The following is a 16119-nucleotide window of genomic DNA, read 5'->3' on the forward strand; positions in this document are numbered from 1 at the left end:
AGGACGACCTTCAACGGAGGGCCGCATCAGCAGTCACCACGAACAGCGCAGCAGGCTGCGTCGAAGCCTCGAGCTGGTTGCCGCGCCGCCCCCGAGAGCCCCGCACCAGCCACCGACACCCAGCATCCACCAACCGCAGCAGACCAGCGCACTCCTTCGAATACGACGCTGTCCTCGCAACTCCTCACATCGAGGTGTTGCGAGGACCGCGTGAACCCGCGCTGCACGGGGCCTGCTTCCGATACGGCGCTCCGCTGCCGGTCGGCGCGCTGTTGGCGAACCTGGCGGCAGCTCACTGGGGGGCGTGGCCGGACATACAATCCATGTCGGACCCGGGTCCGCCGGCGGAGTACAAAGCGGTCAGGCGGTGAGGCGCAGCCCGGTAGAGGTCGAGAAGAGGTGCAGCTCGTCGGGCTGCGGGGCGAGGTACACGATGGCGCCCGTCTCGCTGTGCATCCGGGTGCCGATCCGCGCGATGATCTGCTGGTTCAGGCTGGAGTGCTCCGCGGTGCCGTACAGGAACGCATCCGAGCCGAGCTCCTCGATCACCCCGACCTTCACCGCCAGCCCGTCATCCGCGAGATGGAACGCCTCCGGCCGGATACCCAGCATCAGTGTCTTGTCGTGGCCGGCCTTCGCCAGCAGGTTGCGCTCGATCGGTACGACGTAGTCGCCGATCTTCGCGCCGTCGTCGGTGATCTCGGCCTCGATCAGGTTCATCGCCGGTGAGCCCATGAAGCCCGCGACGAACACGTTCTTTGGCCGGTCATAGAGGCCCAGCGGTGTGTCGACCTGCTGCAGCCGGCCGTCCTTCAGGACGGCGACGCGGTCGCCCATCGTCATGGCCTCGATCTGGTCGTGGGTGACGTAGACGGTGGTGACGTCCAGGCGGTGCTGGAGTTCGGCGATCTGGGTGCGGGTCTGGACGCGGAGCTTGGCGTCGAGGTTGGACAGCGGCTCGTCCATCAGGAAGACCTGTGGGTCGCGTACGATCGCGCGGCCCATGGCGACGCGCTGGCGCTGGCCACCGGACAGAGCCTTCGGCTTGCGGTCGAGGTACTCCTCGATGCCGAGCAGCTTGGCTGCCTCGGTGACGCGCTTGACCCGCTCGTCCTTGGGCATGCTCCTCATCTTGAGGGCGAAGCCCATGTTGTCGGCGACCGTCATATGTGGGTAGAGGGCGTAGTTCTGGAACACCATCGCGATGTCGCGCTCCTTCGGCGGGCTGTTGGTGACATCGCGGTCCCCGATGTAGATCTTGCCCTCGTTGACCTCTTCGAGCCCGGCGAGCATCCGCAGTGAGGTGGATTTCCCACACCCCGACGGGCCGACGAGCACCATGAACTCGCCGTCGGCGATGTCAAGGTCCAGCCCGTCGACGGCCGGGATGTCGGAGCCTGGGTAGACCCGGCTGGCTCCCTTGAACGAGACGGTTGCCATGTCGCGCTTCCTTTCCTTCACCGGCAGGTACGTGCCGGACGATCCGGCCGACCATCAACTGTGCGCCGATCTCGCGTCGTCACGGTTGCCATGCCGGGTCGGCACAACCGGCGGGGAGTCCGCCCCACTGAGGTTGTGCCAACCCGGCCGTTTCGGGGACAGGCAGGGCCGGTGCTTCGGCCGCCGCCGCTGGGGATGCCGTCAACGAGTCGAGTGAGATCGACCCACTGGTTCGCTGGGACTGTTCGATCTCGCGGATCGGTGGAATATCAGTCGCCGGCGAGCCATTTTTAAGGGCCGGTGCTGTGGTCGCCGCCACTTGATGGGTACCGGTTGCCTTGGCGGGCTCGGGCGGTGTCGATCGTTCTAGAAACCGGAGCAGCTCGACGGGGAAGGGCAGCACCAGGGTGGAGTTCTTTTCGGCGGCGACCTCGACGACGGTCTGGAGCAGGCGCAATTGGAGGGCGGCTGGGTGTTCGGTCATCACCTCGGCGGCCTGGCCCAGCTTCTCCGAGGCCTGGAGTTCGCCGTCCGCGGTGATGATGCGGGCTCGGCGTTCCCGTTCGGCCTCGGCTTGGCGCGACATCGACCGTTTCATCGTCTCCGGCAGGGCGACGTCCTTGATCTCGACCCGTTCGATGTGGACACCCCAGTCGAGCGCTGGGCTGTCGATCATCAGCTCCATGCCCTGGTTGAGGCGTTCCCGGTTGGACAGCAGGTCGTCCAAGTCGCTCTTGCCGATGATCGAGCGCAGCGAGGTCTGCGCGACCTGGCCGATGGCCGAGATGTAGTCCTCGACGTCGACGGCCGCGCGGACCGGGTCGATCACGTTGAAGTAGACGACCGCGTCGACGCGAACGGTCACGTTGTCGCGGGTGATGCCGTCCTGTGCGGGGACCGGCATCGTGATGATCTGCATGTTGACCTTCTGCAGCCGGTCGGCGATCGGCACCAGCAAGGCCAGACCGGGCTGCCGGACCGCGGGGCGCACCCGGCCGAACCGGAACACGACGCCGCGCTCGAACTGCTTGACCACGCGGACGCACGCCGCCGCACCGATCAGGCCGACGACAACCGCTGTGAGTAGTAGGTAAACGATGATCATTTCTTCTCCGTAAGTCGCCCGCCGCCTCGTCGATGGCCACGCGACGGCCGACGGGCGGGCTGTCGAGACTTTGTTGCCCCGCTTCCCGGAACCAGGGGTCATGCCACCGGACGGCCAGGTCAGCGGGGCTAGCTCGTCGGCCGGTTGTCCGGCGCGGACAGGCGGCCAGCTGGTCGGTGGACGGCTCCTTCAATGCGAAGGGTCATGAACTGTTCGTTGATCCGTCAGGAGCTGTGCCGTGCCGGGGCGTATTTGGTGGCGAGGCGGGCCAGGGCGAGGGCGGCGACGAGGAGGCCGAAGTCGCGTAGGGCGACGTCGTAGAAGCCGGAGAGGGTGAGCAGGTTGACGATGATGCCTGCGAGCCAGGCCGCGACGAGCAGTGCGCCGTAGCGGGGGATCAGGGCGACCGCGATGCCGGCGACGATCTCGATGACGCCGATGACGTACATGGCGTCTTGGCCGGAGCCGGGGACGATGTCGTTGATCCAGGGGGCCAGGTAGCCGGGCCAGTCGGTGAGCAGGTTGGCGAACTTGTCCAGGCCGAACACGATCGGGGCCACCGTGAAGACGGTTCGCAGGACCAGGAAGGCCTGGTAGGCCGGGTCGGACAGTGTCTCCCGGCTTGGTGTGCGGGCGGTGCGCCCCTCAGTGCTCATAATCTGCTCCTTCTAGAGCGTCGATGTACTTCCATGCTTGTCTGACGGCCACGGACTGGCACCGCACTTGGTCGGCTGACTTGGAGCCCGTCTGGTTGCCGGTGATCGGCAACACCCGGATCCATCGGAACGTTGGCCGGGCCAACGCTTTCCCGGCGGCGTGTGTCAGGGTGCGGCGACGGCGCGCGCGAGTGTCGTTGGGGTGTCATCGCCGCCTGTCGCGGCGTTGGGTTTCGGCTTCGCCGGCCAGGCCGTAGATCGTCATTGCCTGCCGGGGTGCCGAATCGTCGACGTCGCCCAGTTTGGCCAGCTGCTGCAGCACCCGCACGACAATGGATTGCGCGTCGATACCGAAGTGGCGACGCAGGGCGGCGCGGGTGTCGGAGTGGCCGAACCCGTCTGTGCCCAGCGAGGCCCAGGGACCATGCACGAAGGGCGCGATCTGGTCGGGTACGGCGCGCATCCAGTCCGACACGGCGACTACCGGACCGGGAGCATCGTTCAACCGCCTGGTGACGTAGGGGATTCGGGGTGGCTCGTCGGCGTGCGACAGGTTCCACTCTTCGGCGGCGAGTGCGTCGCGGCGCAACTGTGTCCAGGACGTCACCGACCACACGTCGGCCTGAACCGCCCAGTCGGTTTGCAGGAGACGTTGTGCTTCCAGTGCCCAGGGCATCGCGATGCCGGAGGCAAGGATCTGCGCCTTTGGACCGTCGCCGTCGGGGGCAGGGGAGTAGCGGTGCATTCCGGCGAGGATCCCGTCGATGTCGACGTCGGCGGGCTCGGCCGGCTGGGTGATCGGCTCGTTGTAGAGGGTGAGGTAGTAGAAGACGTTCTGGTCTTCGCCGGGTCCCGGCTCGCCGTACATTCGCCGCAAGGCGTCGGCGGTGATGTGGCCGAGCTCGAACGAGTAGGCGGCGTCGTAGGCAACACAGGCGGGGTTGGTCGATGCCAGCAGCAACGAATGTCCGTCCTGGTGTTGCAGCCCTTCGCCGTTCAAGGTGGTGCGGCCGGCGGTGGCTCCGAGCAGGAACCCCTTGGTCATCTGATCCGCGGCCGCCCAGAGCTGGTCGCCGGTGCGCTGGAATCCGAACATCGAGTAGAAGATGTACAGCGGGATCATCGGCTCACTGTGGGTGGCGTACGAAGTGCCAGCCGCTGTCCAGGACGCGGCAGAGCCGGCCTCGGTGATGCCCTCGTGGAGCAGCACACCTCGGATATCTTCCTGATAGCTCAGCATCTGTTCTCGATCCACGGACAGGTAGTGCTGTCCGTGGGGGGAGTAGATCTTCTTGGACGGGAACAGAGAGTCCAGCCCGAAGGTGCGGGCCTCGTCGGGGATGATCGGCACGAATCGGTGACCGATCTGCGGGTCCTTCATCAGGTCCTTGAGTAGCCGGACGAACGCCATCGTGGTCGCGATCTCTTGCCGACCTGAGCCGCGCCGCGCGATCTGGTATGCCGCCGCGCCGGGCAGTGCAAGGGGCGTGCTGCGGGCGCTGCGCGCCGGCAGGTAGCCGCCCAAGGCGCGGCGCCGCTCATGCAGGTACTCCAGCTCCGGTGAGTGCTCCGGCGGCCGGTAATACGGCGGCTTCACCGCGTCCAGCGCCGAGTCGGGGATCTCCAGGAAGAGCCGGTCGCGGAAGCCCTTGAGGTCCTCGAGGGTCAGCTTCTTCATCTGGTGGGTCGAGTTGCGGCCCTCGAAGTGGGAGCCCAGGGTCCATCCCTTGATGGTCTGGGCCAGGATGACCGTCGGCTGGTCGGTGTGTTCGGTCGCGGTGCGGTATGCGGCGTACAGCTTGCGATAGTCGTGGCCGCCGCGTTTGAGGTTCCAGATCTCGGCGTCGGAAAGGTGCTCGACCATGGCGGCGGTGCGGGGGTCGCGGCCGAAGAAGTGTTCGCGGACGAACGCGCCGGACTCGGCCTTGTAGGTCTGGAAGTCGCCATCGGGTGTGGTGTTCATCAGGTTGAGGAGCGCGCCGTCGGTGTCGGCGGCCAGCAGGGGGTCCCATTCGCGGCCCCAGATGACCTTGATGACGTTCCAGCCGGCGCCGCGGAAGTAGGACTCCAGTTCCTGGATGATCTTGCCGTTGCCGCGGACCGGGCCGTCGAGGCGCTGCAGGTTGCAGTTGACGACGAAGGTGAGGTTGTCGAGCTCCTCGCGGGCGGCGACGCCGATCGCGCCGAGGGACTCGGGTTCGTCCATCTCGCCGTCACCGAGGAAGGCCCAGACCCGCTGCTGACTGGTGTCTTTGAGGCCCCGGTTGTGCAGGTAGCGGTTGAAGCGGGCCTGGTAGATCGCGTTGATCGGGCCCAGTCCCATCGAGACCGTGGGGAACTCCCAGAAGTCCGGCATCAGCCGAGGGTGCGGGTACGACGGCAATCCGCCGCCGGCGTGGGAGAGTTCCTGCCGGAACCCATCCAGTTGGCCGCTGGTGAGTCGTCCTTCCAGAAACGCGCGTGCGTAGATGCCGGGGGAGGCATGGCCCTGGAAGTAGATCTGATCACCGCCGCCGGGCGCGTCGTGGCCGTGAAAGAAGTGGTTGAAGCCGACCTCGAACAGCGCCGCGGCGGAGGCGTAGGTGGAGATGTGCCCGCCGACGCCGATGCCGGGCCGCTGCGCCCGGTGCACCATGACCGCGGCGTTCCAGCGGTTGTAGGCCCGGAGCCGCCGCTCGATGTGCTCGTCGCCGGGGAAAGCCGGTTCAGTATCCGGAGCGATGGTGTTGAGATAGTCGGTGCTGCGCAGGTTCGCAACGCCGACGCGGCGGTCGCGCGCCCGCTGCAGGATGCTGAGCAGCAGGTACCGCGCCCTGTTCTGCCCAGCATGGTCGACCACCTGGTCGATCGATTCCAGCCACTCCTGGGTCTCTGAGGGATCCAGGTCGAGCAGTTGACTGTGCAGCCCAAGGCTTTCGGGCAGGCCTTGCGGCGTCGGTGTCATGACAGCTCCTTCAGGTCCGCGAGTTCGTCCGGTGACGTGATCGCCAGACGGAGCCGGCCCGCAGATGAGCGTTTGATCGACGGGGTCCGGTGTGGACGGACCACGGCGACGGGGCAGGCAGCGTGCTGCAGCACCGCCTGGCTGACCGAGCCCAGCAACATGCCGGCGAAGCCGCCGCGCCCGTGCGACCCGACCACGACCAGTTCTGCGCCCGCCGATGCATCGATCAGTGCCTGCGCCGGGTGAGCGTGCGCAAGCCTTGTTTGTACGTCGATGGCCGGGAACAGCACGCGCTTGCTCTCCATCGCTTCGGCGAACAGTTGCCGGTCGATCTGGTCGACGATGTCGGCGGGAACGCGGAGGGACGGGTGCTGTCGGGTCGGCGTCGCGGCATGCACGGCGGTGATGCCGATGTGACGGCGTGCCGCCTGCTGGAAGGCGAACCGGATCGCCGCGGCCGAGATCTCCGACCCGTCCACGCCGACCACGATCCGACCGGTCGGCGAGGAGGGGAACGCCGTACCGTCTCCGTGGGGGTGGACGACGACCACCGGGCACGGGGCATGTGCGGCCACGGTGGCGCTCACCGACCCCACCAGCAGTCCGCGGAAGCCACCGACGCCCCGGCTACCCACGACGACCAGGTCGGCAGCCTGCGCCTCGCTCAGTAACGTCGGCGCAGCGGGACCGACGAACAGGTTAGCGATGACCTTGATGTCGGGGGCCACTTCGCGCGCATGCGCCTCCGCCTCGGTGAGGATCCACTCGGCCGCCGACTGTAGGCCGTTGTTCATGTCCCCCACGAAGGTCATGTCCAGGGGGTTGCCGAGCATCGGCCAACTGAAGGCGTGAACGATCCGCAGCGGACAATGCCTCGACGACGCCTCCGCGGCGGCCCAGGCCAGCGCGCCCTGCGCGGACACCGAGCCGTCAACCCCGACCACAACTGCTCGACGACCCCGATTGTTCCCAGCAGTTGCCTTCGTCATGTCGCCGCTCCGCCTCAGCTCTGGATGCCCTACGGCTTCGACTGTGCCGCTCCTGCGAAAAGACAGGTATTGCGGCGATCGGCGAATCTGTGACGGGGCTTATGGCCGACGTCCGGCAACGATGCTCTACTGGGACATGGCCCATCACCTGCGTGGATCCAGTGTGAGGGGAGTGGCATGAGCGAGGCCGGCGGGCTGCGGTGGCCGGGTTCCGGCGCCGAGAACAGTGCCGATGAAGCGTGGCTGACGGCGATCGCGCAAGCGGCCGCTGGAGACTCCCAGGCTCCGCTGGAGTTGCTGGTCGAGTACCTCACCCTGCTCGCGGACGCCGCCATCTCCGGGAGACGGCCCCGTGAACACGAATTGGCGATCGTACGTGAACTCGGGCGTCGTGCCGCGGAACAGGGCATCCCTGCCGGACGGGTCGTCGACCTCTACCTGTCCGCTGCCTGGCGGATGTGGCGGGATCTCCCGGACGTCGTGCCGTATCGCAACCGTGACACCGTCCGTGCCTCGGCTCAGGCGGTACTACGTGCGGTCGGTGAAGCGATCGCGGTCCTCGTCGACAGTTATCAGGTAGCCACGCAGCAGCTGGTCAGGCAGGAGGAGTCCCTGCGCCGCGAACTGGTCGATGACCTGCTCCGCGGCGACCCCGATGTCTCCCGGATCGTCGAGCGTGCCGAACCGTTCGGGCTCGATCTCGGCCGGCCACACCAGGTGGTCCTGGCCCGCCCCGCCGACGGACTCCCCGAGGGCGACACCAGCGCGAACATGCTGGAGCTCTTCATTCTCGACCGATTCGGGGACCGCGAAGTGCTCGTCGCCACCAAAGAGGGACTGCTCGTGGTGCTCATCCCGACGACCGCCCCCAGCACAGCCCCGCGCACCATCACCCACGACGTGGGGACCCTGATCCATGACGCGCTGCTCCGACACAGGTCCGGCCGCGAATGGCGCGTCTCGACGGGCCGGCCCTACCCGGGCGCGTACGGAATCGCGCGCTCCTACGAAGAGGCGCGGGAAGCGCTGACGCTGGCCGACCGGTTGCGACTCGACACCGCGGTCGTCGATGCACGAGACATGCTCGTGTACCGGGTCCTGGTCCGCGACCAGGCCGCCATCGTCGATCTCATCCAGGCCGTGCTCACCCCGTTGACCCAGGCCCGCGGGGGCGCTGAGCCGTTGCTGGCGACCCTCGAGGCGTACTTCGCGGTCGGCGAGGTCGCCACCGACGCGGCCCGCCGCCTGAACGTCTCGGTCCGCACCGTCACCTACCGGCTGACCAAGGTCAAAGAACTCACCGGCCATGACCCAGGTGATCCTGACCAGCGGTTCACTCTGCACATCGCCGTTCTGGGCGCACGACTTCTCGAATGGCCCTCACGTGACCTGCCTCGCGGCGCGGACACCCACTCCTAGCAGCCCCGACGCCACTTCGTGCTGAAGAGCCCTCGTTGCCGGGCATCGGCGATCAGGACGGCCGCAGTTCGCCGATCGGCGCCGTACCTGTCGCGGACCTGCAGCGGCATAGTCGGAGCTGCAGAAGAGGAGGTTGTCGTGGATCAATCAGTCGTCCCCCGACCCGACGCCGCGGTGCAGGAGAACATGCCATGAAGGCCTATCGGGTCGTTTGGGTGCTCTTCAGCGGTGTGCTGGGAACACTGGGTGCGGTCATGGCCTTCACCTGGTCACTTTCGACCGTCATTCTCATGCTGATCCTCGCGGCCCTCGCGGGCGCTTTCGTGGCCATGGTCGTGCTGGCGGACCCCACCGGTTCGACCCGGCCTCCGCGGGATCGACGACGGATCGTGGCCAGGAGCACAGCCCTCACCGCGGGTGGCACGGTCTCCTTCGTCGGCCTGGGCACACTATTGGGCGCTGCGACGGCGGTGCTGCTGCTAGCCATCGTCGTCGGCGGATCGCCTCACGCGATCCGCTACTGCGTTCGCTGGCTCACCGATCACGGCCACCTGGACAGCCCGGCACCTCAGCCGGATCGTGCCGACCGCTCGTCAAGGTCCGCGACGGCCCCCGTCGTGGGGGCCGAACCAGACCGGGCCTCCAAGCCCCACATCGCGCCGGGTGTCCTGAGCGACGAAGCCCTCTGCGTGGCCTGGCGGGCCAGCTTCTCGGCTCTGCAGAGGGCCAGCTCGCCGACGCAACGGTTGCGGATCGTCGACGAGCGCCGAGCGTATCTCGACGAGATCGAGCGCCGCACCGCCCACGGCATGGCCGCGTGGCTGGCGTCAGGCCCGAGAGCAGCCGGCGACCCCAGCAGATTCGTCCTGGGAGACAGCGCGGCAGGTCGCGCACCCATTGACTGGGACAAGCTGCTCCACGACACGGACAAGTGAACGACACAACTCGACAGCCGCCCCTGGCGGATGCCAGGGAAACCGGGAACACGATGACCAGACTGGAACATCTCTACGGCTACTACGGGCAGAGCCCTTGGCTGGACAACCTCACGCGCGCCTCCCTGCGCGACGGCACCCTGGCGCGCATGGTCGCCGACGGGATCCGCGGTGTCACCGCGAACCCGACGATCTTCGCCCGGAGTATCACCGGCTCCCACGACTATGACGAACAGTTCTCGGCGCTGATGGCGGCCGGCAAGTCGGTGGACGAGGCCTACTGGGAGCTGGTCATCTCCGACGCCATCGAGGCGCTAGCCGTACTGCGCCCAGTCTTCGACGGCGGAGACTGCATCGACGGGTTCGTGTCGGTGGAGGTGTCTCCCGAGCTGGCCCACGACGCGCCCGCCACGATCGCCGCCGCGCGGTGGCTGCGCCGTCGCATCGCCCAACCCAATCTGCTCGTGAAGATTCCCGCAACCGCCGAGGGTGTCACCGCCGTCGAAACGCTGACCGCCGAGGGCGCCAGCATCAACGTCACACTGTTGTTCTCCCTGTCCCGGTACGCCGAGATCATCGAGGCCTACCTGTCCGGGCTGGAGAAGTTCACCGCGAACGGCGGCGATCCCTCGAGTATCAGCAGCGTCGCCTCGTTCTTCGTCAGCCGAGTCGACACCGAAGTCGACCAGCGACTCGAGGCGCTCGGCACTGACGAGGCGCTCGCCTTGCGCGGTCGGGCCGCGGTCGCGCAGGCCAAGCTGGCCTATCGGTTGTTCACTCAACAGTTCTCTACCAAGCGCTGGCACCGGCTCGCCGGCCTGGGCGCAGATGTCCAGCGCCCACTGTGGGCCTCGACGTCCACCAAGAACCCCAAGGACCGCGACACCCGCTACGTCGAGGAACTCATCGGACCCGAAACAGTCACGACCTTGCCCGAAGCAACCATCGCCGCCGTCGAGGATCACGGCACTCTCACTCGCACCGTGGACAGCGGCCTGCCGGAGGCAGCCGACGTGATGCTGGGACTGGCGGCAGTCGGAATCGACATGACCGCCGTGGGACGCACCCTCGAGGACAACGGCATCGCCGGCTTCGAGAAGGCCTATCGCGACGTACTCGCGGACCTGACCGCGTCCCCCTGACCTCCGGCAACACCCGCGCGAAAGAGTCCAAGGATGCCTCACGACGACGCAGCAGCACCCGGCGTAGCTGAAGCAGGCTCGCCGAGTTTGAGCCTCGCTTCCGCGGTGATGTTCGTGACGGAGCTGGACAGGGCGGTTGCCTTCTATGCAGAACTGCTGGGATGGACCGTAGCCGTTCAAGACCTGGATGCCGCACTCCTCACCTGCCCTGACGGCTTCCAACTGTATCTGCGAGCGCGAGGGCCGCGAGCGCGGCGCAGTATCGGCCACGTCGGAGTGCAATACCTCATCTGGACCGCGCCGAGCCAGAGCGAACTCGACCGATGCGAACAGGTACTGAGGCGACAGTCAGGCCAGGTGACCCGGTCGACCTTCGACGGGTTCATCATCATCGAGGGCCGTGGCCCCGACAACGCTCCGATCCTCATCGCCCACCCCGGCCCGCAGGAAGCGCCGCGCCATCAGGTCATGCAACGGATCTACCTGTGGTAGCAAAGAGACCCGTCCACGGCGCCCGAAGCAACCAACACCGCAGCGCGGACAAGCCACCAACCCAGGCTGCCACCGCCGACCACCACGGGAAGCCGTGGCTGGCCTCCAGAAGCCGGGCCGGGCGGCCGTGGTAACCGACCGCATCCCGTGAGACGGCCGGGTCGGCACAACCGCCGTGGGGCGGACTACCCACAGGTTGTGCCGACCCGGCGTGGCGCCCCGGCAGTGGCCCTGCCTCGGTGCTCCTGAATCGGTGAACTACTTCAGTGAGCGAATGAAGTCGCGGAGATCACCGAGCAGCAGGGCGGGCACCGGGCACCTCCAATGCCGCGAAGTGACGGCCACGGCCGAACTCGCTCCAGTGCACGATCGTGTCGTCCATCTCAGCGAATCGCCGATCTCCGACCTCGGTGGTGAAGACCGTGACCGAGCGTCGAGCGCACCTGCGGTGCCCACGCTCCGGCGTCGTGGAAACGTGATGCGGGTGCGGCCCGCGGCTACCAGTTGGGATGGCTGCGCAGCTCCGCCGCTGCTGCTGGCCGACGACGACGCTGTCGTGGGGGCGCGTCGGGCCCGCGCACGGCGGCCGGTGGATCATTCTGACAACGGTCGCTGTGGTCTGCCGGGTCAACGGGCTGCTTTTCGACTGCCGGGCCAGGCCCGGTACGTTGTCCGCCCGCACGTCCGAGCGGTACCGGCTCGTCGACACCGCGCGTCGCTGGTATCTCGTTGCCTGGGACATCGATCGCGACTGGCGCACCTTCCGGGCCGACCGGATGTCCCGCGCGGGTACCGACGGGTCCCCGGTCAATCCCGCGCGAACCGTGCAACCAGGACATCGCGGCTCATCTCGACCAGCATTCGACCCTCGGTCTGTCGCAAGTCCGCTTCGTCCTCCACGCTCCGGCGGCGGAGGTGCAGGAGATGGTCCCGCCGACCGCGGGTGTGGTGGAGCCGCTCAACGACAACGCCTGCCGATTGCTCCTAGGCTTGCCGTCCGTCGAGCACCTGGCGGTCTGGGTCGCGATGCTCGGCTTCGACTTCGAGGAACCGGTTGAGCTGCACGAGATCATCGCCCCCTGCGACCCCGAGCAGCCACACTCATCTACGAGGCTGACTTGCCATGAGCCAGCTCAACCGCGAACCCCTGGCGCCACGACGGGTACTTCGGGCGCCAGTCGAGGGCGAGTCTGGCGTTGGTGTTGTCGGCGCCGCGGAGTCTGGTCATGAACGCGACACCCCAACTGCCGATCGCTAATCTGGCCAGTGCCTCTGGCACACGGAACGGCTGCGGTGCATTCAGGAGCCGGGCCAGGACAGGCAGCCACTCGCGGACCTGCGCAGGCTCGTCGTCGACCACATTGAGCGCGCCGCTCACGGTCCTGTCCAGCGCGGCAGCGATGGCGGCGGCGGCGTCATCTGTGTGCGTGAAGGAGAAGGTTCCGGTGCCGCGCCCGATGATCGGCACCTTGCCGGCCCGCACTAGACGGACGAATGCTCCAGCCGGCGCATAGATCGTGCCGGGGCCGTACAGATGACCCAGGCGCAGAATCAGTCCGCCCGCCTCCTCGGTGAGCTGTTCCAGCTCCAGGAGGGCAGCGAGCACCGGACCGAACTGCTTCGGCGGGTGGTGCCAGAACGGCTCGTCCTCTGTGGCCAGGCCGGGTCTCTTGGGCTCGTAGGCGTAGGCCAGGCCCTGGGTGATCACACGCTTGGCCCCGGCCTGATGTGCTGCGTCCACCAGATTGAGGGTGCCTTGGGTCCGCAACCGGTTGGTCTGGGCGAAGTCCCGGGCCATCCGCTTCGGATCGATCCTGGCCGGGATCCTGGTGAGCAGATGGACGACGGCGTCCGGCGCGGCGACCCGTACGGCGCGGCGCATCGCTGCGTGATCCAGCGGGTCGGCGTGTACCACGTCGACGCCCAGCTTCTCCAGGGCGACCCCGGCGCTGGGCGACCGCGCGAGCCCGATGACGTCATGCCCGGCTGAGAGCAGCAGTGGCACCAACCGACTACCGATGACGCCGGTGGCACCGGCTACGAACACACGCATGATTCCTCCTGGAGACCTGTTCCAAATGGCGCCCCCGCACGACGCCCAGAGCGCTGGACCGTCGCTGGTGCAGCTCAAGACTTGGCGGCAAGCCTTGCGACGCGGACGTCATGCCAACTCCTTCAGTTCTGTGCCGCGAGCCGGATGTTGGGGGCGGTTCGCAGGCGATGGCTCGGTAGGTGCAGCCCGCCTGGGGTGAACGACTGCGACCGGGCAGCGGGCATGCTGCAGCACTGCCTGGCTCACCGAGCCGAGCAGCATTCCGGCGATGCCGCCGCTTCCGTGCGAGCCGACCACAACCAGTTCTGCGTCGGCCGATTCATTGATCAGTGCCTGTGCGGGGTGGCTGTGAACGAGCTTGGTCTGCAGATGGATTCCGCGTACACGCAGGTGATCCAGCGATTCGTCGAATAGTTGCTGTTCGACCTGTTCGGCGATGGCTGGGGGCGTGCCGTAGGAGGGATGCCGTCGCCGCGCCATCGCGGCGTGTACGGCGATGACTCCGACATGGCGGCGTGCGGCTTCCTGAAACGCGAACCGGACAGCTGCGGTCGAGACCTCCGATCCGTCAACGCCCACCACGATCTGGCCGCGCGGCGAGGTAAGGAAAGCCGTGCCCTCTCGGTGCGGGCGGACGACGATCACCGGGCCCGGGGCGTGCGCGGCCAAGGTGGCGCTCACCGACCCAACGAGCAGACCGCGGAAACCGCCGACACCCCGGCTGCCCACGACCACAAGTTCGGCGTCTTGTGCCTGACTCAGCAACGTCGACGCGGTACCGGCGACGAACAGTTCAGCGGTGACTCCGATGCCGGGAGCCGCGCGCCGCGCGTGGTTCTCCGCGTCGCCGAGGATCCACTCGGCCGCGGCGTGCAGCTCGCTGCTCATGGATCCGATCACTGTCATGTCAAGTGGATTGCCCGTGGTCGGGCAGCTGATGACGTGAACAATGTGCAGTGTGCAGTGCCTGTACGACGCCTCCGCGGCAGCCCACGAGAGCGCTCCTTGACCGCACACAGAACCGTCGACCCCGACCAGAACCGGTCGGAGGCCGCGCCTTCTCATAGTGACTGCCTTGGTCATGCCGCGGCTCCGCTTCGCCTGTCGATGCCCTGCGGTCCCGACCGTGTCACTCGCGCGGGCTGACAGGTACTGCCGCGACCGGCGAAGCTGTGGCCGGCCTCATGGCCGACCTCCGGCAACGATGCTCTGCTGAGAAACGCCCAACCCGTTATCCAAGGCGACTGCCCTGTGGGACTCGCCGATTTGAAGGCCGCAGTCGTGGCGGTGACGCAGGGCTCGATTCCTTGAGCGGCGAGCCGGTTCAGTAAGTCGCCACCGTGACGGTCTGCTTGCTGCACAGGAAGGTTTCTGGCTTCGTCCGTGGCCCAGCGGCAGCAGCGCCACGCCATCGGCCTTGACTACTGCAGAGAATCCGGCCGGCCGACGGCTCGACACTGTCGCTGGCCGGGCTGTACGAGGTCTGGTACGACAAGTCGCTGCCCGAGGACGATCCGAAGCGGGTCGTGCCGACCTACACGATCATCACCACGACTGCGACCGACAGCGTCGGCCGGATCCACGACCGCATGCCCATGGCGATCACCCCCGACCACTGGGACGAGTGGCTCGACCCACGCAATCACGACGTCGACCAGCTCCGCGGCCTCATGGCTCCGCCGGTCGACGACACCCTCGACATGTACGCCGTATCCACAGCCGTCAACAACGTGAAGAACAACGGCCCCGAGCTGCTGCAGCCCCTGCCCGCCAGCAACTGAAGCACCGCGACGGAAGCGACCTCCGCGAAACTGTGGGGGGAGGGGCTACCGTCAGGAACGCGTGTGCGCGGCGCCCCCCGGCATCCGTCCCAGGCAGCTTGACGAAGGAGACCGGAGTGACCAGCGGGATCAAGATGGTCGACAGCGGCGACGACAACCTCAAGCATGGGCAGCGGACGCTGCCCGTGGGCGATTCGCAAGAGCGGGGCCAGCAAATCCTGCCCGGCAGCCGCAACCCTCGGCCCGGCCAGGACACAAGCAAGCTCCTTCTCCCGGAGATGCCGCTTCCCCCCGCACGTCGTTGACGGCCGTCGACACGGCATAAATTTCGAGGCCGGTCGGCGGAGTCATGAGCGGACGCAGCTCGTCGGCGTCGTTCACGTTCGGGTCCAGCCACTGTGTCCAGTTGTCGGCGCTGACTGCCATGGGCATCCGGTCGTGGATGCGGCCGATTTCGTCGGTCGCGGTCGTCGTGATGATCGTGTACGACCACAGCAGTGCCGCGGGGGCGTCGGCGGGAAGTGACTTGTCTTTCCACACTTCGTACACGCGGCCAGCGCGAGTGCGGAGCCGTCGACCGGGCGGAACGCGAAGGGCTGCTTCAACGGCTTCTTGGTCTTCTCGCTGATCTGGTCGGTCTCGAACCATTCGTAGAACGCGTCGACCGGGATCAGGCAGCGGCGCGATTTGAAGGCCGCCCGGAACGCCTGCTTCTCGTGCACCGTTTCGGAGCGGGCGTTGGCCATCCGGTTCCCGATCTTGGCATCTTTGGCCCAGAACGGCACCAGCTCCCACTTGAACAGCCGCAACTGTCGCACCGGGTCGGCGTCCTTCGGACCATCTGATGGGGCTCGGGCGATCACCACGGGCGCGATCTTGGTCGGCGCGACGTTGTAGTCCGGCCCTTTCAGCTCGGCTGCGTTGTCGTCGTCGGCCTGGAACTGTTCGAGCAGGTTCGCCCGGCTGGAGGTTGATGCGTAACGACCACACATGACTCCAAGCCTGCCACGACAAGCCGGCTGCAGGTGTGCGATCACGCAGTGCAACTTGGGTTGGCGGTGGGTACCGGTGCTGAAGGCAACTACGTTCGACGGCAGGAATGACCCATGTCTGAGGCGACGTGAAGCCGTCACAGCGGCGAGGAATGGACCGAGGACGACGTT

General features: G+C 67.2%; 14 protein-coding genes and 1 pseudogene. 7 read left to right on the plus strand and 8 right to left on the minus strand.

Features of this window, described 5'->3' with window-relative positions; genetic code table 11:
• Positions 1–360: 360 nt before the first annotated feature.
• From EV646_RS31885 to EV646_RS31905, 5 genes are all read right to left on the minus strand, one after another.
• Positions 361–1440 (minus strand): ABC transporter ATP-binding protein, encoded by a 1080-nt coding sequence (locus EV646_RS31885; protein ID WP_132155261.1) that lies wholly within the window; start codon positions 1438–1440, stop codon positions 361–363.
• Positions 1441–1519: 79 nt separating this feature from the next.
• Positions 1520–2545 (minus strand): slipin family protein, encoded by a 1026-nt coding sequence (locus EV646_RS31890; protein WP_132155263.1) that lies wholly within the window; start codon positions 2543–2545, stop codon positions 1520–1522.
• A gap of 224 nt (positions 2546–2769) precedes the next feature.
• The gene (locus tag EV646_RS31895) at positions 2770–3201 is read right to left on the minus strand and encodes a DoxX family membrane protein (protein ID WP_132155265.1); all 432 of its coding nucleotides are present in this window, start codon (positions 3199–3201) and stop codon (positions 2770–2772) included.
• Positions 3202–3406: 205 nt separating this feature from the next.
• The gene (gene aceE / locus EV646_RS31900; protein WP_132155267.1) at positions 3407–6145 is read right to left on the minus strand and encodes a pyruvate dehydrogenase (acetyl-transferring), homodimeric type; all 2739 of its coding nucleotides are present in this window, start codon (positions 6143–6145) and stop codon (positions 3407–3409) included.
• Positions 6142–7134, minus strand: a complete 993-nt coding sequence (locus EV646_RS31905) for a universal stress protein (RefSeq protein WP_132155269.1) — start codon at positions 7132–7134, stop codon at positions 6142–6144. The genes aceE and EV646_RS31905 overlap by 4 nt, the downstream gene beginning before the upstream one ends.
• 177 nt (positions 7135–7311) lie before the next feature.
• Between EV646_RS31905 and EV646_RS31910 the strand changes: the two genes are divergently transcribed.
• The 5 genes from EV646_RS31910 (at position 7312) to EV646_RS41075 (ending at position 12180) form a co-directional block, all read left to right on the plus strand.
• Positions 7312–8553 (plus strand): PucR family transcriptional regulator, encoded by a 1242-nt coding sequence (locus EV646_RS31910; RefSeq protein ID WP_132155271.1) that lies wholly within the window; start codon positions 7312–7314, stop codon positions 8551–8553.
• A gap of 191 nt (positions 8554–8744) precedes the next feature.
• Positions 8745–9488 carry an MFS transporter gene (locus EV646_RS31915; protein WP_132155273.1) on the plus strand — a complete coding sequence of 248 codons (744 nt, stop codon included), beginning with the start codon at positions 8745–8747 and terminating at the stop codon, positions 9486–9488.
• Between the two features lie 53 nt (positions 9489–9541).
• A complete protein-coding gene (tal, locus tag EV646_RS31920) occupies positions 9542–10630 on the plus strand; it encodes a transaldolase (protein ID WP_132155275.1) in 1089 nt (362 codons plus the stop codon).
• Between the two features lie 108 nt (positions 10631–10738).
• Entirely contained in the window at positions 10739–11122 is a 384-nt protein-coding gene (locus EV646_RS31925; protein ID WP_338419302.1) for a VOC family protein, read from the plus strand.
• Positions 11123–11631: 509 nt separating this feature from the next.
• Entirely contained in the window at positions 11632–12180 is a 549-nt protein-coding gene (locus EV646_RS41075; protein WP_132155277.1) for a WYL domain-containing protein, read from the plus strand.
• A 47-nt stretch (positions 12181–12227) separates the two neighbouring features.
• On the opposite strand, the gene EV646_RS31935 is transcribed toward EV646_RS41075, so the two are convergent.
• Both EV646_RS31935 and EV646_RS31940 read right to left on the minus strand, forming a co-directional pair.
• On the minus strand, positions 12228–13175 hold the full coding sequence (locus tag EV646_RS31935; RefSeq protein WP_132155279.1) for an NAD-dependent epimerase/dehydratase family protein: 948 nt from the start codon (positions 13173–13175) through the stop codon (positions 12228–12230).
• Between the two features lie 108 nt (positions 13176–13283).
• Positions 13284–14258: a universal stress protein gene (locus EV646_RS31940; protein ID WP_132155281.1), complete on the minus strand. Its 975-nt coding sequence runs from the start codon at positions 14256–14258 to the stop codon at positions 13284–13286.
• A 350-nt stretch (positions 14259–14608) separates the two neighbouring features.
• Between EV646_RS31940 and EV646_RS31945 the strand changes: the two genes are divergently transcribed.
• Both EV646_RS31945 and EV646_RS39585 read left to right on the plus strand, forming a co-directional pair.
• Positions 14609–14956 (plus strand): SOS response-associated peptidase family protein, encoded by a 348-nt coding sequence (locus tag EV646_RS31945; protein ID WP_277875150.1) that lies wholly within the window; start codon positions 14609–14611, stop codon positions 14954–14956.
• A gap of 116 nt (positions 14957–15072) precedes the next feature.
• Positions 15073–15261, plus strand: coding sequence for a hypothetical protein (locus EV646_RS39585; RefSeq protein WP_199237336.1), 189 nt, complete (start codon positions 15073–15075; stop codon positions 15259–15261).
• A 49-nt stretch (positions 15262–15310) separates the two neighbouring features.
• On the opposite strand, the pseudogene EV646_RS31950 reads toward EV646_RS39585, so the two are convergent.
• Positions 15311–15948, minus strand: a pseudogene (locus EV646_RS31950) (SOS response-associated peptidase); the annotation flags it as partial.
• Between the last annotated feature and the right edge of the window lie 171 nt (positions 15949–16119).

The sequence above is a fragment of the Kribbella antiqua genome (assembly GCF_004345665.1).
Classification (GTDB): domain Bacteria; phylum Actinomycetota; class Actinomycetes; order Propionibacteriales; family Kribbellaceae; genus Kribbella; species Kribbella antiqua.